This is a genomic window from Rhizobium sp. WW_1, assembly GCF_003610155.1.
GTDB classification, from domain to species: domain Bacteria; phylum Pseudomonadota; class Alphaproteobacteria; order Rhizobiales; family Rhizobiaceae; genus Rhizobium; species Rhizobium tropici_A.
The window spans coordinates 96,152-116,490 of sequence record NZ_RAIN01000006.1; the positions used below are offsets into that span (position 1 = coordinate 96,152).

At 59.0% G+C, this 20,339-nt stretch carries 17 protein-coding genes; 12 read left to right on the forward strand and 5 right to left on the reverse strand.

All coding sequences use genetic code 11. From position 1 onward, the window contains the following. Window positions 1–12: 12 nt before the first annotated feature. From BJ928_RS18525 to BJ928_RS18535, 3 genes are all read left to right on the forward strand, one after another. Window positions 13–399 (forward strand): cytochrome c family protein, encoded by a 387-nt coding sequence (locus BJ928_RS18525; protein ID WP_047632178.1) that lies wholly within the window; start codon window positions 13–15, stop codon window positions 397–399. Window positions 400–468: 69 nt separating this feature from the next. Further along, window positions 469–1,491, forward strand: coding sequence for a hypothetical protein (locus tag BJ928_RS18530; RefSeq protein WP_047632177.1), 1,023 nt, complete (start codon window positions 469–471; stop codon window positions 1,489–1,491). 197 nt (window positions 1,492–1,688) lie between these two features. Next, complete coding sequence (locus BJ928_RS18535) at window positions 1,689–2,828, forward strand: DUF2333 family protein (RefSeq protein ID WP_047632175.1); 1,140 nt, start codon at window positions 1,689–1,691, stop codon at window positions 2,826–2,828. Window positions 2,829–2,918: 90 nt separating this feature from the next. On the opposite strand, the gene BJ928_RS18540 is transcribed toward BJ928_RS18535, so the two are convergent. After that, window positions 2,919–3,650 (reverse strand): LuxR C-terminal-related transcriptional regulator, encoded by a 732-nt coding sequence (locus tag BJ928_RS18540; RefSeq protein WP_047632174.1) that lies wholly within the window; start codon window positions 3,648–3,650, stop codon window positions 2,919–2,921. A 576-nt stretch (window positions 3,651–4,226) separates the two neighbouring features. Between BJ928_RS18540 and BJ928_RS18545 the strand changes: the two genes are divergently transcribed. Next, window positions 4,227–5,219: a hypothetical protein gene (locus BJ928_RS18545; protein WP_047632173.1), complete on the forward strand. Its 993-nt coding sequence runs from the start codon at window positions 4,227–4,229 to the stop codon at window positions 5,217–5,219. A gap of 14 nt (window positions 5,220–5,233) precedes the next feature. Here BJ928_RS18545 and BJ928_RS18550 read toward each other — a convergent pair whose 3' ends face one another. Then, complete coding sequence (locus BJ928_RS18550) at window positions 5,234–5,749, reverse strand: TIGR00645 family protein (RefSeq protein ID WP_082011885.1); 516 nt, start codon at window positions 5,747–5,749, stop codon at window positions 5,234–5,236. 167 nt (window positions 5,750–5,916) lie between these two features. Here BJ928_RS18550 and BJ928_RS18555 point away from each other — a divergent pair, with 167 nt between their 5' ends. Further along, window positions 5,917–7,599, forward strand: a complete 1,683-nt coding sequence (locus tag BJ928_RS18555; protein WP_047632172.1) for a formate--tetrahydrofolate ligase — start codon at window positions 5,917–5,919, stop codon at window positions 7,597–7,599. Window positions 7,600–7,758: 159 nt separating this feature from the next. Next, window positions 7,759–8,604 (forward strand): methyltransferase domain-containing protein, encoded by an 846-nt coding sequence (locus BJ928_RS18560; protein WP_047632171.1) that lies wholly within the window; start codon window positions 7,759–7,761, stop codon window positions 8,602–8,604. A 39-nt stretch (window positions 8,605–8,643) separates the two neighbouring features. On the opposite strand, the gene BJ928_RS18565 is transcribed toward BJ928_RS18560, so the two are convergent. Then, window positions 8,644–9,486 (reverse strand): extensin family protein, encoded by an 843-nt coding sequence (locus BJ928_RS18565; protein WP_047632170.1) that lies wholly within the window; start codon window positions 9,484–9,486, stop codon window positions 8,644–8,646. A 274-nt stretch (window positions 9,487–9,760) separates the two neighbouring features. On the opposite strand from BJ928_RS18565, the gene BJ928_RS18570 reads away from it, so the two are divergent. Both BJ928_RS18570 and BJ928_RS18575 read left to right on the forward strand, forming a co-directional pair. Beyond that, window positions 9,761–11,992: a TonB-dependent hemoglobin/transferrin/lactoferrin family receptor gene (locus BJ928_RS18570; protein ID WP_047632168.1), complete on the forward strand. Its 2,232-nt coding sequence runs from the start codon at window positions 9,761–9,763 to the stop codon at window positions 11,990–11,992. 423 nt (window positions 11,993–12,415) lie between these two features. Then, window positions 12,416–13,939 carry an ABC-F family ATP-binding cassette domain-containing protein gene (locus tag BJ928_RS18575; RefSeq protein ID WP_047632382.1) on the forward strand — a complete coding sequence of 508 codons (1,524 nt, stop codon included), beginning with the start codon at window positions 12,416–12,418 and terminating at the stop codon, window positions 13,937–13,939. A 15-nt stretch (window positions 13,940–13,954) separates the two neighbouring features. Here BJ928_RS18575 and BJ928_RS18580 read toward each other — a convergent pair whose 3' ends face one another. Continuing rightward, window positions 13,955–14,854, reverse strand: coding sequence for a LysR family transcriptional regulator (locus BJ928_RS18580; protein WP_047632381.1), 900 nt, complete (start codon window positions 14,852–14,854; stop codon window positions 13,955–13,957). Between the two features lie 125 nt (window positions 14,855–14,979). Here BJ928_RS18580 and BJ928_RS18585 point away from each other — a divergent pair, with 125 nt between their 5' ends. From BJ928_RS18585 to BJ928_RS18600, 4 genes are all read left to right on the forward strand, one after another. Then, window positions 14,980–15,345, forward strand: a complete 366-nt coding sequence (locus BJ928_RS18585; RefSeq protein WP_047632380.1) for an antibiotic biosynthesis monooxygenase — start codon at window positions 14,980–14,982, stop codon at window positions 15,343–15,345. A gap of 267 nt (window positions 15,346–15,612) precedes the next feature. Then, a complete protein-coding gene (locus tag BJ928_RS18590) occupies window positions 15,613–17,802 on the forward strand; it encodes an anthranilate synthase (RefSeq protein WP_047632167.1) in 2,190 nt (729 codons plus the stop codon). A gap of 129 nt (window positions 17,803–17,931) precedes the next feature. Continuing rightward, window positions 17,932–18,642 carry a TIGR02117 family protein gene (locus tag BJ928_RS18595; protein ID WP_052227744.1) on the forward strand — a complete coding sequence of 237 codons (711 nt, stop codon included), beginning with the start codon at window positions 17,932–17,934 and terminating at the stop codon, window positions 18,640–18,642. Between the two features lie 117 nt (window positions 18,643–18,759). After that, entirely contained in the window at window positions 18,760–19,395 is a 636-nt protein-coding gene (locus tag BJ928_RS18600; RefSeq protein ID WP_047632166.1) for a glyoxalase/bleomycin resistance/extradiol dioxygenase family protein, read from the forward strand. Window positions 19,396–19,434: 39 nt separating this feature from the next. Here the strand turns inward: BJ928_RS18600 and bluB are convergent, their stop codons facing one another. After that, window positions 19,435–20,115, reverse strand: a complete 681-nt coding sequence (bluB, locus tag BJ928_RS18605) for a 5,6-dimethylbenzimidazole synthase (RefSeq protein ID WP_047632378.1) — start codon at window positions 20,113–20,115, stop codon at window positions 19,435–19,437. Between the last annotated feature and the right edge of the window lie 224 nt (window positions 20,116–20,339).

Genomic DNA, 20,339 nt, shown 5'->3' on the forward strand with positions numbered 1-20,339 from the left:
TCGGGAGGGACGATGAAACTGTTGTGTCTGATATCGGCCGGCGTTCTGTTCGCCTTAGCCTCTTCGGCGCTTGCGGATGGTGATGCGGTCGCGGGTGCTGTCGTTTTCAAGAAATGCGGCGCCTGTCACACGGCGACCGGACCCGACAACCGCGTCGGCCCTTCATTGATAGGGATCGTCGGGCGGCCCGTCGCCAGCAAGCCGGACTATGCCTATTCCCCGGCGATGAAGGCATTCGGGGCAGACGGCAAGGTTTGGGATGAAGCGCTGCTGCGGAAATATCTGCCGTCGCCGCAATTCCTCGTCAAAGGCACCCGCATGGCATTCCCGGGCCTGAAGAGCGACAAGGATCTCGACAATCTGATTGCCTATCTGAAGAATCCCGCCGCGGCCCAATAGCTTTCGAGCATTTCCTTCGTCCCAGGAAGCAGCTAGTCTCGTCTCAAAGTCAGGGGAGGGCATGCTTTCATGGTCAGACCTCATTCCTTCGATGGTGGGCTCGACAGGGCGCGCGCGACGCTCGATGACGCCATCAGCGACGCGAATTCGGCCGTGGCGACGCTCGCCGGCCATGCCAGGGACGGCGGGCACGTCGAAGCCGTCAATTTTTCCGTAGAGGAAACATTTGTCCGCGAGGCGGTCGAACTGCTCGACCGGTGGAAATCGATGACCCTGTCGCTTGTCAAGGAACTCGACAGTGCGACGGCGCATGCGGATCTGCAGCACCGGCGATTGTTCGACGAGAAGGTAGGCCTCGAAAATGCGGGCTTGCTTGGGCGGGCATTGGCGCGCAGCCCCATGACGCCGGAGGCGATTATCGTCGATCTCGACGCGATCCTGGCTGCGTCGGCCGAACTGGATCTCCTGTTCAAGCAGGCGCGCCCTGTATTTTCCCGATGCTTTCGCGACTGCGAGCTGCAACTGGAGAGCGTAATCGAACGCCGGAGAAAGCTCGATTTCGATATTGAGGAGGTGCAGCGCCGGGCCGATGCCCTCGCGGAAAAGCTCATGTATCAGCGGCGCAACCGCCCATCCTCGCGCCACGCCGATCTGCAATCCGAACTTGAGACGGATCATCGCGCGCTGCTTGCCGAGCAAGAAGACATTCGGCGGCAGGAGCAGGCGCTTCAATCCCGCAGGACTGCGCGTCAGCGTCTCATCGACATCTATGAGGGACTGGCGGCCGCGCTGAATGGCCAGATCGCCGCCATCGGCGCCATGACTGGCAAGCTGACGGTCGACATCGAGCAGCGGATTGCCTTGCTGAAGGCGTTGGCGACGGAAGCGGCCCCCACATCAGCGACGGTTTCCCGGACGGCGGCGGTCGAGAGCCTGATCCAGGCATTCGAGGCGAATGTGTTGGCCGGACAGGATCTGGCGGCCCGCAAAGCCCATGTCGATGCCGTGTTCACGCGGCGGCTGGAACCGCATCTGCTGCTTGCGTCGGCGGATCTCGGCCGTGCGGCGGAGGAGGCGCAACCTGAGGGTTGATTGCCGGCCGGCATTGAAAATTCGACGCGGACGGTTGTTGTTTCTCCGAAGAACACATATTTGCTGGAACACAAATGGAGATAAGGACTTATGATCCGAGGACCGCGACGGTTTTCGCAAGGTCCGTTGTGCAAGTTTAGTGTGGTGCGTCCTTCGCGTGTCGGCGGGATGCGCGGTACGGTTTAGGAGGCGTGTCCATGCTTGACTCGATCAGTGCGTTCTTCAAGCGGATCAGGGCCGCCATTGTGCGATGGCTGGGGCTGGTTTTCGTCGGGCTTAGCTGGCCGTTTCTCGCGGCGCATGGCTGGTATCGGCAGCGCAACTGGATCATCAAGCTGCCGATCGCCGCCTTCGTGGCACTGTTCGCGGTGCTTTATGTCTATTTCATCTGGCAAACCCAAGTCTGGACCGGGTTCAATACGGCCTATCCGGACGTCTACAAATTCTCCGAGCGTAAATATTCCGCCGGACAGGAATTGCCGGCGACGGACGGTCAGCAGGCCGCCGCAACCGCGCCCAAAACCTGCCAAACCTCGGCTGTTGTCGACGTAGCCGCGGATCTGATCGATTACAATGTCAATCAGAACGCGTGGATCTCGTCGATGCTGCTCTACAAGGCCGGCCTCTTCGGCATCTCATGGGATGACACGCCGTTCCTGGACAACAAAGCCTCATTCCAGCGCGGCATCAATTCGGTTGTTCGCCGTACGTCGGCGGAGCTGGTCGACACGCTCGGCCGCGTGCGCGGAACCTCAGGCATCAACAGCGATCTGCAGAAGGCGCGCGGCAACCTGCAATTCGACGAGTCCAGCTGGTATTTCGGCCTGCATCCCTTCGGACCGAAGACGCCGAGCCCAAGCTATTATCGCGCCGCGATGGTCAATCTGCGCAGCTTCAACAGCGATCTCGGCAGCTGCAAGGCAATCTTCGACGGTCGCGCCGACAATCTGCTGCAGTTCGTCGACCATATTGCCAATGATCTCGGCAGTACGGCCGACATCTTGGCCAAACGGGCGGCGGATCACAGCTATGGCTGGTTTGACATGCGGGCTGACGATCGCTTCTGGTTTGCCTACGGACAACTTTACGCCAGCTACGGCATCCTGAGCGCCGCCCGCTCGGATTTCCAGCAGGTGATCGCCGAACGCAATGTCGGTACGCTTTGGGCAGATGTCATAACGCAGCTGCAGGCGGCGCTGCGCATTCAGCCTTTCATCATTTCCAACGGACCTGAAGACAGTTCCTTCATGCCGAGCCATCTCGCAACCATGGGTTTCCATATTCTGCGGGTGCGTTCGAGCCTCGTCGAGATTCGCACGGTTCTGGGCGGTCGCTAAGCCGGGAAGAGCTGTGCGCCTGTCGGACGCGCATCAACGTTGAGCCCGGTCAGAGGGCTCAGTCCGGAAAGCGTGTGAAGGAAGGTTCGTTCAGCTGATCAGCTTCAGGCGGATGGCCTTGGCGACGAGCTGCGTGCGGTTGACGCAATCGAGCTTCTTGATCGCGTTCATCATGTAGGCGTTTACCGTGTGGTCGGAGAGGGAAAGGATCTGTCCGATCTCCACGGAAGTCTTGCCTTGAGCGGTCCAGCGGACCACTTCCAGTTCGCGGGCCGAAAGCGAGTGGGGGACGCCGCCATCGTTGCGCTTGAGGCAAGTATAGGAATCGAGCGCCTGCAGCATGATCAGGGTAAGCTCGTTGATTTCACTCTGGCCAAGGCTGTTGCGATTCCCCAGAAACCAGAAAACGAGACGCTGACCATCCGGCGCGTTGACCGGAATGATGACGTTCATCGGGCAATTGTGATTGATCAGCAGCGTGCGAAGTTCGCGCGGAAGATCGGTGTTCGGTTCCGCGTCTTTTTCCATCAGGTGCCACGAATGCGGCATCACCGAATCGCGCGTACGCAACAGCATCGGACAGCGACGCACCAGCTGGTGCCGATCGAATTCACGCACGAACGGCGCTGGCACTGTTCCTTCGATGAGCAGCGGCGTCAGCATCGTGTCATCGGTAACCGGGGCGTTCATGAGAGCCATATGGCTGAAGCCAAAGGCAGCTCCGGTCCGCTCCAGCGCCAATGCAAATGCTGCTTGTGTCCGAGCAGCAGCAAGCTCGGCAGAAAGCAACAATTGTCTCTCGGCAGTGATGATATAGGACATATGAGTAGAGGCGCCCACAGCGTGTTATCGTTATCAATTACCCGATTTATGAGTGAATGCTAGACGCAAAAATACCACAGGGCCAGAAATAATTTTATTTTCATATATTTTAATATTTCAACCTAAGTGTTCATCAGAAACTTCGCCCAAAATGGTCATTAAGAGTGAAAATAGCGTTTCCGCTGGCCAAATTTCGACGGAGGCATACGCCTTGCGTCACTTCCGGCGCTGAAGACGCTACTGCGTGAGATGCATTCACTATGTCAAAATTGGGTCTGAAAAGACGTTGCCCGACGCGAGGAGAAGGGGAGTGGGTTTGATCCGGAAGAGGCTCGCGCTTAGCGGCGAAGCCTTTGCTGTTCATGTGGTATGATGAGCATCGTGGTGGCCCATTCCCGCATTCTTGTGATCGGATGGCGATCGATTTTCTCGTGGTCCGCTCGCGTATGTGTGACTTTAGACGCAGCTGCCCAGGAGTTTCGTCAAATGATGCGTCGCCATGCCGGCGTGCCTTGCGAAGGCCCAAAGCGGTTGCTATCGGTCTTGCCAAAGTAATCGCTTGCAGGCGTATAGCTCATGAATTCTCGCTTCTTGTCGCGACTTGCGGCGCGCTGTTGCCAAACGCTGTTGTGGTTCGTCACCGGCGTTTCGCTCCTGCTGGTCTCGCCTGCGCTTGCGGAAGCAGCGGGCGTAGCTGGAGGCACGCCGATGCGCTTCCTGCTTGTCCATGGTGAGATGGGTCAGTGCCGAGCCGACAATACCTGCCCGGACTGGATTTCCGCCGAGGGTCAGATCATGACGGACACGCCGCGGAAGCTGCAGAAAATCCTGAAGCAGATCGGCAACCGCAAACTTCCCATCGTCGTCAGCTCGCCGGGCGGCGATGTCAAGGCGGCGATGGAGATGGCCCGCATCATTCGCAAGCAGAAACTGTCGATCGCGGTTGGGCGCACCCGCTCGCGGGCGTGCCCCTATGCCGAGCCGATCTGCTCGGCCGCCCTTGCCAAGGATGGCTCGATCAAAGGACAGCCATTCTCTTACGGTGCCATCTGCTTTTCGGCCTGCCCGCTGTTTTTCGCTGGCGGTGTTCAGCGTGTTGCCAGCCCCTTCGCGCTTTTGGGCGTTCATCAGATCACGACGACCTATAGCGAAGTGCGGGTTCAATACCGCACGGAATACGAAATGGTTGATGGCAAGCGCAAGGTCATTTCCAAGAAGGAGATCGGGCGCAAATTCGTCGGCAAATATGACACGACGAAGCTCGACAAGGCACAAAGGGCGAGGCTGGTCGACTTTCTCGACAAGATGGGCGTCGACCGACGGCTTGTCGCTCTGATGCTTGGAACCGAGCCAAACGGCATCTATTTGATTCCGCAGATGGAAGCGCTGAGGCTGAAGCTGACCACCGAGCTTGCCGATGCCGATGCTCTGGTATCGGCCCGCAACTGCAAGGAAAATCAGTCGATTTCTGACTGCGTGGCGCCGCCGCCCGCAGCCGCTACGCCCGCCACCAATGCACCCGTTACCGATGCGCCGATGAGCAGCGCCTCGGCTATGGCTGGCAAGTAACCGCAGTTCGGGCCTTAGCCGTCCTTGCTTTTGGCTTTGGCCATGATCTTTTCGAGGTAGCCTAACAGCAGCGCCGAGATGACGAAGGCGAGGTGGATGATGGTGAACCACATCAGCTTGGCATTGTCGTATTGCGTGGCGTTCAGGAAGATCTGCAGGAGGTGGATCGAGGAAATGGCGACGATCGAGGAGGCGACCTTGATCTTGAGGCTGCCTGAATCGAGCTTGCCGATGAAGGAGACTTCGCCCTCGTTCTCTGCCTCATCGAAGCGGCTGACGAAATTCTCGTAGCCGGAAATCATCACCATGACGATGAGGCTCGCCACCAGGGCGGCGTCGATCAGGCCGAGAATGGCCAGGATCATGTCGGCTTCGTCATAGGCGAAAACGTTGATCGCAACCTTGTAGAACTTATAGGCAAACGAGACGGCGTAGACCGCAAGGGATGCGGCAAGGCCGAGATAGAAGATCACCAGGAGCCAGCGACTGGAGAGGATGATGCGCTCGACCAGCAATTCCAGGGACTTCATATGTTTTCCTTCTTTCTCGGTTTGCATTGGATGCCGAAAATAGGCACGTCGATGCCTTCAGACAAGGCGGTACGTTTCGGCGGGCCGAGTGCTGTGCCACTATTCACACCGGATACATATTGGTTTATCCCGACAGGGAAATGACCGTATGGTTGGGGGCAAGACTTATGGCGACGACCGTGGCATCCGACATAGAAATTGCGCGTGCGGCAAAGAAGCTGCCGATTACCGACATCGGCGCAAAGCTCGGCATCCCCGCGGAACAGCTCGCACCTTACGGATACGACAAGGCGAAGATCAGCGCCGAATTCATTGCGGCGCAGGCCGGCAAGAAGGACGGCAAGCTGATCCTCGTCACGGCGATCAATCCGACACCCGCGGGCGAAGGCAAGACCACGACGACGGTCGGTCTCGGCGACGGTCTGAACCGTATCGGCAAGAAGGCAGTGGTGTGCGTGCGGGAGGCATCTCTCGGGCCATGCTTCGGCGTGAAAGGCGGGGCTGCCGGCGGCGGCTATGCGCAGGTCATTCCGATGGAAGACATCAACCTGCATTTCACCGGCGACTTCCACGCGATTACGTCAGCCCACAATCTGCTCGCCGCGCTGATCGACAACCATATCTACTGGGGCAACGAAGAGAACATCGACATCCGCCGTATCACCTGGCGCCGTGCGATGGATATGAACGACCGCGCATTGCGCGACATCGTCTCCTCGCTGGGCGGCGTTGCGAACGGCTTCCCGCGCGAAGGCGGCTTCGACATTACCGTCGCCTCGGAGGTGATGGCCATCCTCTGTCTGGCATCCGACCTCAAGGATCTAGAAAAGCGGCTTGGCAACATCATCATCGGCTACCGCCGCGACCGCACGCCCGTCTATGCCCGCGATCTGAAGGCCGACGGCGCGATGGCCGTGCTCCTGAAAGATGCGATGCAGCCGAATCTCGTGCAGACGCTGGAGAACAATCCGGCCCTGGTGCATGGCGGCCCCTTCGCCAATATCGCCCATGGCTGCAATTCGGTGATCGCGACGCGCACAGCGCTGAAGCTTGCCGATTATGTGGTGACGGAAGCGGGCTTCGGCGCCGATCTCGGCGCGGAGAAATTCTTCGACATTAAATGCCGAAAGGCCGGACTTTCGCCCGATGCTGCCGTCATCGTCGCGACCGTGCGGGCACTCAAGATGAATGGCGGCGTCAAGAGGGACGATCTCGGCAAGGAGAATGTGGAGGCTCTGGTCAAGGGCTGCGCCAACCTCGGGCGACATGTCGCCAACGTCCGCAAGTTCGGCGTGCCTGTTGTCGTCGCCATCAATCATTTCGTTTCGGATACGGAAGCCGAAATCGAGGCGCTGAAGAATTATGTCGCGCGGCTCGGCGCCGAGGCGATCCTCTGCCGACACTGGGCGGAAGGCTCGGCCGGTATCACCGATCTCGCGCATAAGGTGGTGGAGCTTGCCGAATCCGGCCAGGCGAAGTTCCAGCCGCTCTATCCGGACAATCTGCCGCTTCTGGAGAAGATCGAGATCGTCGCCTCGAAGATCTACCATGCCGGCGAGGTCACGGCCGACAAGACCATACGCGACCAGCTGCGGTCCTGGGAGGATCAGGGCTACGGCCATCTGCCCGTTTGCATGGCGAAGACGCAATACTCCTTCTCGACCGATCCGAACGTTCGCGGCGCGCCCGAGGGTCACATCGTTTCCGTCCGCGAGGTGCGGCTTTCCGCCGGTGCGGGTTTTATCGTCGTCATTACCGGCGAGATCATGACGATGCCGGGCCTCCCGAAATCGCCGGCAGCCGAGAGGATTTTCCTCAATGATCAGGGCTATATCGAGGGACTGTTTTAAGTTCAGAATCTGATTCAACTTGCCAGCGCAACTGTCGGTTTGGCGGCTGCGCATGCAATTATTGTCATCCGATCGCAATAGAATGTCTGGCCCATTGACCTCGTCGAAATCCGAAACAAAATCGGCGCGGTCCATGTATTGTTAAGGTGGAGGCATGCCGTGACTGCCGATAGCCGTGCCAGTTTGGATGAGATACGGGATTTCCATGCGAAGATGATGGCTGTTGCCAGCAATTCTTCGGATGAAAGGCTGGAACAGGCCTTTCGTCTCATTCGGCGCGAGGCCTTCATGGGGCCGGGACCGTGGCAGATCCGCGTCAGCGCGAGCTACCTCGAGACGCCAAGCGCCGATCCTGCCTATCTCTACCAGAATGTGCTCGTCGCCCTGGACAAATCCAAAGGCATCAACAATGGCGAGCCGTTTCTCCATGCGGCTTTCCTTGGAGCTGTCGCTCCCAAGCCTGGCGAAATCGTCATCCACATCGGTACGGGAACGGGATACTACACCGCCATCCTGTCGACGCTCGTCACGCCCGGCGGCCATGTCCATGCCGTCGAGATCGACGAGGCATTGGCCGACCGCACGCGTAACAATCTCGCGTCATTTGACGGTGTCTCCGTCATCTGCGCCGATGCGACGGCATTGGAGCTTCCGCAAGCCGATCTGATCTATGTGAATGCCGGGGTGGTGGCGCCGCCGATATCGTGGTTGCAGGCGCTGCGACCCGGTGGCCGGATCATCCTGCCCTGGCAGGCGAACGAGAAGGTCGGACTTGCCGTCGTGATTACGCGAGAATCGCGGGGGTTCGATGCTCGGATATTGATGTCCGCCTATTTCATCCCCTGCATCGGAGCGTCCGATCCGGTTAATTCCGCAAAAACACCAAATGGCGGCGAGGCTCGGTCTATCCAGTCGGTCTGGCTGACGCAGGACCGGGCGCCGGATGAAACGGCGATCGCGATCTACAGAGACCTGTGGTTCTCGAATAGGGGCGTCGCGGTGTGATGGGACTGCCATCGCAGTCTTAAGCATCTCAATGCCGCTCTAATGGCAGTAGCGGAAGCCGCCGTTCCTTTCGATCACGTCGAGATGGAAATGGGTTTCATGCGCGGCGTCGCTCTCGGGGTCCAGGACCGTCGTGAAATAGAGGCAGGCCGATGCACTGGCGGCGCGCTGGAATGCGCCCGTCAGTGTCGGGTCTTCGCGCCGCGGCTCGATCGCGATCGTCTTGCCGTTTTCGAAGGTGAAACTTGCGACATCGATGGCGTTACCGCGGGCATGTTCCGAGATCTTGCCGGTGGAGGCGTTGTTGCGCAGCCGGCAGACATAGGTCGATGCCTGGTTGATGGTGACGATCTTGCCGTTGTCCAACGCGGCGGCGGACGGAATGACGCTTTCCTTCACCCATTGGGCCAAAGCGAGGGCGGCTTCGCAACGCATCTTGCCTTCGGGTTTGAACGCTATACCCGGCAGCGGGGAGCTGAGCGCGATCGGCTTGTCGATGCCGCAGCCATTGCCGTCGTCAATGCGGGCGATCTCTTTGAAGGTTGCCCCCATGGCGGTCAGGTCTTTCAGGCAGGCCTGGTGTTCATCATCCGGTTCGGACGCGATGCTGAGAGGCGGGCGAGGGGGACCTTGGGTTTGGCCCGTCGTCTGTTCTTCCGGCTGCGGCGCCGGCGTTTCCTCCTGTCTGACCGCCGGCTTTTCCGTCGGAATGGCGGGTTTGTCCGGCGATGTAACGGGTTTCTCTGCTGGAATCGGCGGTTCGTCCTCCGGCTGGACCTGTTCCTTACCCGGCTTTTGCTCGGGAATCGGACCGGCTTGCGGTAGAGACGCGGCCATGAGCATGATGGCAGCAGAGACGAATGAAACGATTCTAAACAGCATCAAGTAATTCAGCCAATTCTAATGATGATGCCGATAGAACGCGTGAGGCTGTCATTTCGTTGCAATTCAGCAACGTTTGCCTCTTGTCTTAAAAGATGACAATTTTATTCATGATTATACGCGCCATATATATTGACAATTATACTCATGTTTTTTATGCGGCAGAAAGAAGGCGGAATATTTCCCGCCGTTAACAAAATAGCCTAGCCAGCCCCTTGCCTGCATTTGACGCAGCAACCAGCCAGCCCGGTCAAGCAGTTCGAAAGGAATGGTTATGGTTGTCCGGCGCTCCCGCTCGGCTCTCTTGGCATGCACTGCGTTTCTCGCCCTCGGGCTGGCAACGACATCCTTTGCGCAAACCGCAGCCCCGAATGACGAGGCGACGGGCGAGGCGGCAAAGGGTGATCGCGTCACCAATCTGAAACCGATCGTCGTGAAGGGCAAAGGCAAGGCGAACAAGGACGTGCTTGCCGATTCGCCGACCGCCAGCGAGACAACAGCCAAGGAAATCGACGAAAACCAGATCACGCGCATCGAGGATCTCGGCCGCAGCACGGAGGTCGGCGTCGGCTTCAACCGCACCACCGGCGGCATCAACATTCGCGGTCTCGGCGACGACCGTGTCCTGACCTCGATCGACGGTATCAAAATTCCTTTTCTTCTCGATACTTCGCGCGGGTCCAACGGTGGCGCCAATAGCTTCGATTTCAACGCGCTCTCCAGCATCGACGTCGTTCGCGGCGCCGATTCCAGTCGTGGCGGCTCCAGCGCTCTCGGCGGCGCCTTCGTCTTGCACACGCTTGAGCCGGAAGATTTGATCACCCCTGGATCGACTTGGGGCGGCATTTTCAAGTTCGGTTATAACGGCGATGACCGCAGTGTCGGTGGTTCGGCGGCTGTTGCAAAACGTATCGACAATACGGCCGTTCTCTTTGAAGGCGGTTATACACGTGGGCATGAGCTCGAGAACAATGGCGATGTCGGTGGCTATTCGACCAAGCGCACCGAAGCGAATCCGGCCGACTACAATCAGAGAAGCGCTCTCTTCAAGATCCGCCAATATACCGACATCGGCACTTTCGGCATCACGGCCGAGCACTACAACAAGGACAAAGACACCGATCTGATGACCCTGCAGAGCCCGACCGGAAACTTCCGGCCCGGCAACTATAACGGGACAGACAACATAGAGCGCAATCGCCTTTCTCTCGACTATAAATATGAAGCCGAGAGCGCCGATTCGCTGCTTGATACTGCCAATGCCGTATTCTACTGGCAGAATCTGCTGCGTGAAACTGGTACTGCGGGTTATCGCTATACTTCCGTCATCGGAGACTATTCGCGCTTTAATGATTTGAAAGACCGTAGTATCGGCTTCAACGGCAATGCGTCGAAGTCGTTCGACACCGGAAGCCTGCATCACACGGTTACCTTTGGTCTCGACACTTCCTTCGACAAAATTACTCAGTATTCGGCAGGTAAAGATAGCTGCAGCAACCCGCGCTGGCGCGCCACTTGCGCGTTCCTGCATACCAACCAGTCCGACATGCCCGATGTCGATGGCAAGCGCGTCGGTGCCTTTGTCAATGACAAGATTGAGCTCGGTTCCAGCAATGTCTCGCTGACGCCGGGTCTGCGTTTCGACTGGTATGACTACTCGCCGAAGAACACGACTGCCTATCGCGACAGCGCCAATTACAAGGGGCTGCCACCCGGTCAGTCGGATACTCGCTTCTCGCCAAGCCTACGGGCCTCCTATGAACCGCAACAGAATGTCGAGATCTACGCGCAGTGGGCGATGGCTTTCCGTGCGCCCAATGCCAACGAACTCTACGTCAACTATGGCGTGCCCGGCGGTTATGTCAGCTACGGCAATCCGGACCTGAAGCCGGAAACCAGCAACGGCATCGAAATCGGCACCAACCTCGGCGACGACGATTTCGGCGGCCATGTCGGCGCCTTCTACAACAAGTACAGGAACTTCATCGACACGCTGAACTATCGTGATCCCACGGGCACCTATCCGCTCGGGATCACCGAATACTTCAACCGCGCCAACGTCCGCATGTTCGGGATCGAGGTCAATGCGCACAAGAAGTTCGACAACGGCATCCACGTCAAGGGCGCGCTTGCCTATGTCAACGGCAAGGATTCCGACACCGGTCAATGGATCAATTCCGTCGCGCCGGCCAAGGCCGCCTTCACTGTCGGCTATGCGACCGAAGTCTGGGGAACGGACCTGACCTTCATCACCGCGGCTCGCGAAGCGAAGAAGACGGGCGACACGTTGCAGACCCCTGCCTATGGCATCTTCGATCTCACCGCCTGGTGGGAGCCGGAACAGGTGAAGGGCCTCAGCATTCGCGGCGGCGTCTACAACATCTTCAACAAGACCTACTACGATGCGCTGAACGCGCCGTCCTATAGCGGCCCGCTGACCCAACCCGCATCCTATTATTCCGAGCCTGGCCGGACCTTCAAGCTGACGCTGACGCAGCGGTTCTAAGCCACCTCATCGATGCAGCAAACTTGGGCGGTGCTTCGGTATCGCCCTCTTTTTTGCCCTCTGGCGTGGCATCGGCAAAATTGCGCAATTGTAAATCGCAGGCTTCGATGCTATTTGACGCGCATAGTCTTCAACCCGTCGAGAGAAAAGAGAGGAGGACCCATATGACCAAGGTAGTCTGGCATATTCGCCAGTTCGGTCCGACTCGTGCCCTGCGGATGCGTTTGCAGGGCTGATCAGAGGCGGTTACTCACTCATTCCTTCTGGTCTGCCCTTTGGGCGACGTAAGCCTGCGCATCCGCGCGGCTGCGTCATGACATGTTTTCGAGCATTGGCCTGCTTTTGGCCATCGACATCGGCGTAGCGCGGCAAAAGGAGCCGCCGGCGATGTTCCGAGATGCTCGATCGAGACCGGAAAAGACCATGACTCTGATCAATCTCCGCAATCTGGGCGTCACCATGAGTGCGCCGCTGTTTTCCAATCTGAATTTCACCGTAGACGCCGGTGATCGCGTCGGCATCGTCGCTGCGAACGGACGCGGGAAGACCACTCTGCTGAATTGCATAGCCGGCAGGCAGGAACCGACATCAGGCGATATTACGCGCGCCCGAGGCTTGCGCGCTGGCTATGTCGAGCAGAACGTGCCGGTGAAGCTGCTCGATGTTTCCTTCTATGATGCCGTCCTTCAGGCCTTGCCGAAGGAGCAGGTCGCAAGCGAAAGCTGGCGCGTCGATGTCACCCTCGATTCGCTCGGCGTGCCTGATGCGATGCGGGAGAGGACGCTTGCCCAGCTCAGCGGCGGCTGGCAGCGGCTTGCCATGCTTGCCCGCGTCTGGGTGACGGAGCCGGACGTGCTGCTGCTCGACGAGCCGACCAACCATCTCGATCTCGCCAAGATAGCGCTGCTTGAGGATTGGCTGAACGCCTTGCCGCGTGACGTGCCCGTCATCATCGCCAGCCACGACCGCGCCTTCCTGGACGTGGTTTGCAATCGAACCCTGTTCCTGCGTCAGGACCAGCCGCAGGCCTATTCGCTGGCCTATAGCCGGGCGCGGTCGGCGCTGGACGAGGCGGATGCCTCCGACGAGCGCCGTTATCAGAAGGAGATGAAGACGGCGCAGCAGCTGCGCAAGCAGGCGGCCAAGCTCCATAATATCGGCGTCAATTCCGGCAGCGACCTGCTGACGGTGAAGACCAAGCAGTTGAAGGCTCGGGCCGAGAAGCTTGAGGACAGCGCAAAGCCGGGATACCTTGAACGTTCCTCCGGCTCGATCCGGCTTGCCAATCGCGGCATCCAGGCCAAGATATTGCTGACGCTGGACGATGCCGCAGTGACGACGCCCGACGGTACGCTTCTCTTCAAGACCGGCAAGCAATGGATATGCCAGGGCGACCGCATCGTGCTGCTTGGTGCCAACGGCGCCGGCAAGACGCAGTTGGTGGAAATGATCCGCAGGGCCATCGCCGATCCGTCGACCGGCGGAGCGATCAAGCCGACGCCGTCTCTCGTGCTTGGCTACAGCGATCAGGCGCTCTCCGATCTCGGGCAGAACGATACGCCGCTCGGGATGATCACGCGGCTGTTCGAGCTTGGCGAGCAGCGCGCCCGCAGCCTGCTGGTGGGCGCCGGTGTCAGCATCGAGATGCAGGGACGGGAGATCGGCAGGCTTTCCGGCGGGCAGAAGGCGCGGCTGGCGATGCTGGTGCTGCGGCTCATCAATCCCAATTTCTATTTGCTGGACGAGCCAACCAATCATCTGGATATCGACGGCCAGGAGGCGTTGGAGGGCGAGCTTATGGCGAACGAGGCAAGCTGCCTTCTCGTTTCGCATGACCGTAGCTTCGTGCGTTCGGTCGGCAATCGCTTCTGGCTGATCGACCGGAAGCGGTTGGTCGAAGTGGATGGGCCGGAAGAGTTCTTCGAAGCGGCCAGAGCACAAGAGTAGGCGAGGGCGCGATCTTCAGGTGGCTGGTTCATTCGAAAACAGATTGGCCGCCATGAAGTCGACGAAGACGCGGATCTTCGGGGACATGTAACGGCTCGTAGGCCACAATACGCGGAAAATACCGGTTTCCCCGATGTAGTCTTCGAGAAGTGACAGAAGCCGGCCCTCAGCGATCTGCGTCCTGACGGCAAAGGGCGGCAGGCATGTGATCCCAAAGCCGTTTTCGGCAAGATGGATGAGCGGCTCGATGGTGCTGGCGATCGTCGTCGTCGGCAAGGCGAGCCGCAAATCCTCCCCATTCCGTTTCAGTGGCCAAGGTTCCAGCCTGCCCGTGCTGGGGTAGCGATGATGCAGGCATTTGTGTCTGAGCAGGTCTTCGGGTGCGAGTGGCGTGCCTTCCGCCTTCAGATAATCTGGTGAGGCGACGATCCTGAAACGAAATGTGCCGAGCTTGCGGCTCATCAGCCTCGTATCCCTGACATCGCCCGTGCGTATGACGGCATCGAATCCTTCCTCGATCACATCGACCAGACGATCGGTAAAATCCAGATCGAGGGTGATATCGGGATATGTGCGCATGAAGGCCGATATGGCTGGCATCAACAGCATGCCCGCAATTGGAAGGCTCACCCGAAGATGGCCGCGAGGTGCCGAATGCGATTTCGACAACTCCGCCTGAGCGGTATCGAGCTCCGAGATGATGCGTCGACAGGTGTCGAGAAAGAAGCTGCCTTCCTCGGTTAGGGTCATGCTCCGCGTCGAGCGGTGAAAAAGGCGAACGCCCATATCCTGTTCGAGCCGCGCAATGGCCTTGCCGACGGCGGAGCTGGAGAGGCCAAGCCGCCGGGCGCCGGCAACGAAGCTGCCGCCCTCTGCCGTCTGCACGAAAATGCCAAGCGCCCCAAGCCTATCCATCATAACCCCGATTGCGGAAATTAATTCCGATCTCACAAGAATACCGGATTGTTTATCCGCTATGTCGATCCCGATATCCAGTGCCGGCGCAGCAAACGATGCCGCTTTTCAAAGAAGGAACCGCAATGGATACGATCTCTGCACAGTTCTCCGCTCAACCGCAGCCGACCATCTTCGTGGTCAATGTCATTCATGCTCATCCCGGCAAGCAAGAAGAGGCGTTCCGGCTGATTCAGGATGTTGTCCACTATGTTGCCGAACGGAAGGACGGATTTCTCTGGAGCAATCTCGCCAAGAGCACGGATGGTCTGACCGTGGTCAATATCGAGGCGATCAAGGATACCGGCAACGTCGACGAGTTCTTCTCCGATCCTGTCTTTGTCGAGAAATTCCGTAAGCTCAACGAGGTTTCGACCAGCGAATTCCATACCTACACCGTGGGCGATCTGGTTTTGCCGAAGCTCGGCAGTTCCGGAGATGATCGCGCCTAGACGGTCATGATTGATAGCGGGCTGAGGTCGCCTTTTCGCCGCCGGAAACTTTCCTCCCATCTTCCGCTTGCGCATCGCGGCATCTCACGCTAACAATTCCCGCCATGAACACGTCTTTGAACAACATTGCAGTTTGGTGGTGGGCACGCTAAGGCGGCCTCGACCAATCGTGTTCAAAGACGACGAGTGAGCCGCCCGAGATTTCGAGGCGGCTTTTTTGTTATATTGGCCGCCTGTCATCCGGGCCCGACAACGGAGTGAGGAACAATGGTAACGATCCTTCGGGATGATGGTGCGGAAATCTACGAGACGAAGGGCGGCATCACCGTCACCCGGCAGCGCCGGCCGACGCCCTATGCGGATGCCGTATCGTCATACATCGACAAGCTCGACGAACGCCGCGGCGCGGTCTTTTCGTCGAACTACGAATATCCCGGCCGCTATACGCGTTGGGATACCGCTGTCGTCGATCCGCCGCTCGGTCTTTCCTGTAATGGTCGCGATGTCTGGATCGATGCCTATAACGAGCGCGGCGAGGTCATTCTCGGCTTCATCGCGGAGAAGTTGAAGAGCGTTTCGGAGGTCGTTCTCGGCGCTTCGACACCGCGTCGGCTCGACCTCACCGTAAAGACGCCGGATCGCGTCTTCACCGAGGAAGAACGCTCGAAGATGCCAACGGTCTTTACCGTGCTGCGCGCGGTCACTGAGCTGTTCTATTCCCAGGCCGATGCCAGCATCGGTTTCTATGGCGCCTTCGGTTACGACCTGGCCTTCCAATTTGACGCCATCAGCCTGAAGCTCAAGCGCCCGGACGACCAGCGCGATATGGTGCTCTATCTGCCCGATGAAATTCTGGTGGTCGACAACTACTCCGCCAAGGCATGGATCGACCGCTACGATTTCGCCAAGGACGGCCAATCGACGGAAGGCAAGTCCGGCGAGATTGTGCCTGAGCCTTTCCACCATACCGATGCCATTCCGCCGAAGAGCGATCATCGCCCCGGCGAATATGCCGAGCTGGTGGTCAAGGCGAAGGAGAGTTTTCGCAAGGGCGATCTCTTCGAAGTCGTGCCCGGCCAGAAATTCATGGAACGCTGCGACAGCAAACCGTCAGACATTTCGAAGCGTCTGAAGGCGATCAACCCGTCGCCCTATTCCTTCTTCATCAACCTCGGCAATCAGGAATATCTGATCGGCGCATCGCCGGAAATGTTCGTGCGCGTGTCCGGCCGCCGCATCGAGACCTGCCCGATTTCGGGCACGATCAAGCGCGGCGACGATCCGATCGCCGACAGCGAGCAAATCCTGAAGTTGCTGAACTCCAAGAAGGACGAATCGGAGCTGACCATGTGCTCCGACGTTGACCGCAACGACAAAAGCCGCGTCTGCGAGCCGGGTTCGGTCAAGGTCATCGGCCGCCGCCAGATCGAGATGTATTCGCGCCTGATCCACACGGTCGACCATATCGAAGGCCGCCTGCGCGACGATATGGACGCCTTCGACGGTTTCCTCAGCCACGCCTGGGCCGTTACCGTCACCGGCGCGCCAAAGCTCTGGGCCATGCGCTTCATCGAGAGCCATGAGAAGAGCCCGCGCGCATGGTATGGTGGCGCGATCGGCATGGTCGGCTTCAATGGCGACATGAATACCGGCCTGACGCTGCGCACCGTTCGCATCAAGGACGGCATCGCTGAGGTGCGGGCTGGCGCGACGCTGCTCAACGACTCGATCCCCGAGGAAGAAGAAGCCGAAACCGAACTGAAGGCCTCCGCCATGCTTTCCGCCATCCGTGATGCCAAGACCGGCAATTCCGGCAAACAGCAACGTGACGTCGCTTCCGTCGGAAAGGGCGTGAAGATCCTGCTCGTCGACCACGAGGACAGCTTCGTCCACACGCTTGCCAATTATTTCCGCCAGACGGGCGCGACGGTTTCGACCGTGCGTACACCGGTGCCGGAGGAGGTCTTCGACCGGCTCGATCCGGATCTCGTCGTGCTGTCGCCAGGCCCCGGCAATCCGAAGGATTTCGATTGCAAGGCGACCATCAAGAAGGCGAGGGCGCGCAACCTGCCGATCTTCGGTGTCTGCCTGGGCTTGCAGGCGCTCGCCGAAGCCTATGGTGGCGAATTGCGCCATCTGGCAATCCCGATGCACGGCAAGCCGTCGCGCATCCGGGTGCTGGAGCCGGGCCTCGTTTTCTCCGGCCTCGGCCGCGAGGTCACGGTCGGACGCTATCACTCGATCTTTGCCGATCCGTCGAGCCTGCCGCGTGAATTCATGATCACGGCCGAGAGCGAAGATGGCACGATCATGGGCATCGAGCATGTGAAGGAGCCGATCGCGGCCGTACAGTTCCACCCGGAATCGATCATGACGCTCGGCGGCGATGCAGGGATGCGGATGATCGAGAATGTCGTGGCGCATCTGGCGCGGCGGGTGAAGACCAAGGCCGCCTGAGGCGGGCGTTTTTCGCCTGGACGTTCGATAATCCCATGCACTCGGTAAGAGTGCATGGGATTATTTTTATGCCTTGAAGGAACCAACAAATCGCTGAAGAGATTGATTGTTGACGGGGGCTTTCAGTCGGTGATCTCAAAGATATTCAAGGGTGTTTTCTGCGCCATTCTTGCCGCTGTGCTCTTGGTCGGCCTCGGCATCGTCGTGCCGCGTCCGCTCTGGCATGATGCGTCGGCCGCGAAAGCGGAGCGATACTGGCAGATTCTCATGCTCAGCAACCCGATCCATACGGATATTGCCATTCCCGTCGACGGCGATCTCCTCACTCGTTTCGCCTTCCTGCGGACGGCCGGGCTCGATCTCGACAATCCCAACCTGCGCTATCTCGTCTTCGGCTGGGGTGGCCGGAGTTTCTACATCGAGACGCCGACCTGGGCCGATTTGAAGCCCGGACCTGTGCTTAAAAGCTTCGGTCTCGACCGTTCCGTCATTCATGCGGAGCTGGCGGGCGATATTCCGCTGGATGCGCCTGTTGTGACGGTGATCAACATCAATCCGGAAGGCCTTGAGCGGCTGAAGCAATTCATTCTCGGTAGCTTCGAACAAGCCGACAATGGGCCGGTGCCTCTGCTTGGCAGCAACTACGGCCCGAACGATGCGTTCTTCGAGGCGCGGGGATATTTCAACGCGTTGATGGGATGCAATACCTGGACAGCCGCCGCGCTCCGGCAGGCGGGATTGACCTCTGGCCTTTGGACGTCCTTGCCTTTCATGCTGCGCTGGTCGCTGCGCTTGCACAATGAGGATGAGCGTTTTGCCGCAAGCCACGCTTTGCCTTAGCTTTGTTTGACTTATGGCAGGCTGTAAACTAGTCTTTGAGCGTTCCTGTGGGGCACATCGGCATTAGGCCGAAAGGGCTAGGCCTGCCCGCTGATATCACTCAGCAGGAGTCCGTCTATGCCAACCCTCGATACCTACCGTAAACAAGCCAAGCTCTTGATGCGCTGGCACCGTGAACGCGACTATTCCATCGGCGGAAGAGTGCGAACGCTCGACCGTTTCAAAACGCTGACGGATCGCGAGATTCTGGCAATGAAATTCCCTCTGACGCTGGCGCAGGAGATTGTTGCGGTCGAAGCCGGTCACAAGAGCTGGGCGGAGTTGAAAGCCGTCGCGGTGGATGCGGCGAAGATGCCGCCCACTTCGGCGGAACCGCCGATCTTCAAGAGCGTCATTCCGATACTCTTCGTACGTGATGTGACCGCCAGTGCCGCCTTCTTTCGGGAGAAGCTGGGCTTCGAAGCGGATTTCCTGCATGGGTCTCCGCCGTTCTATGGGGCGGTGTCGCGCGACGGAATCTGGATTCACTTGCGGCTCGTCCACGAACCTTATTTTGCCGCGGCGGCTGCAAAGGAGAAGTCGTTGATTCTCGCTTCGATCGAGGTTTCGAATGTCCAGGGGCTGTTCGAGGAATTTAAAGCCAGAGGCGTGGAGTTCGCGCAGCCGCTCACCAAACAAGCCTGGGGCGGCACGGATTTCCATGTGCGCGACCCGGACGGCAACGTCGTCTCGTTTGTTACGTTCAGATCGTGACGCCCTGATCCGTCGAGGGTTGCCGCGCAGCGGCAGCTCTTACATGTCCTTGCAATCCTGCCAGCCTTCCTCGAAGACGAGCTTGTCGAGCGGCAGGCGGTCACGCCATCCCTTCACGGCGAGCTCAGGCATATCGTAGAGCTCGTCGACATAGCCGACACAGAGCCAGGCAACGATCTTCACGTGCTCGGGTATGCCGAGGATCGATTTGATGGCGTCTTCATGGAAGATGCTGACCCAGCCGACGCCGACGCCTTCGGCCCTTGCGGCAAGCCAGAGGTTCTGGACGGCGCAAACGGTCGAATAGACATCGGTGTCCGGATTGTGCGTGCGACCGAGCACGACCGGGCCACCGCGCCTGGTGTCGCAGGTGATGCAGATGCTGAGCGGCGCCTTGCGGATGCCTTCCAGCTTCAGCCGTTGATACTGCGCGCGGCGATCACCCTCGAACATCGAGCAGGCTTCCTCATTGGCATGATGGAACGCTTGCCACACGCGCTCGCGTGTCTCTGGTTGACGGATGAGGATGAAGTTCCATGGTTGCATGAACCCCACCGATGGCGCCGAATGGGCCGCCTCGAGCAGACGCCTGACGAGACCGTCGGGCAGGGGATCGGGCCGAAACTGGTCGCGCACGTCACGCCGCGTTTCGATGGCGCGGTAGACGGCGTTGCGCTCTCCTTCCGAAAAAGCGCCGGCCACCACCAGATGATCCGACATATTCACAGAGGTATCGGCGGCGCTGGCATCGGGGCGATCGTCAAGAGCAGACATATTCAACCATGGTTTCATCAAGAACGGCGGCTCGTCGGCCGATGCCGCTGACATTCGCATGTCGGGCTGACGCAGGGCTTAGTGCTGGATCGGAAGCGAAACTACCAGCACGATTTTTCATAGGCGCGCATAATCGCGCCATTATGTGGCAAATACCGTGTGGCTACCTG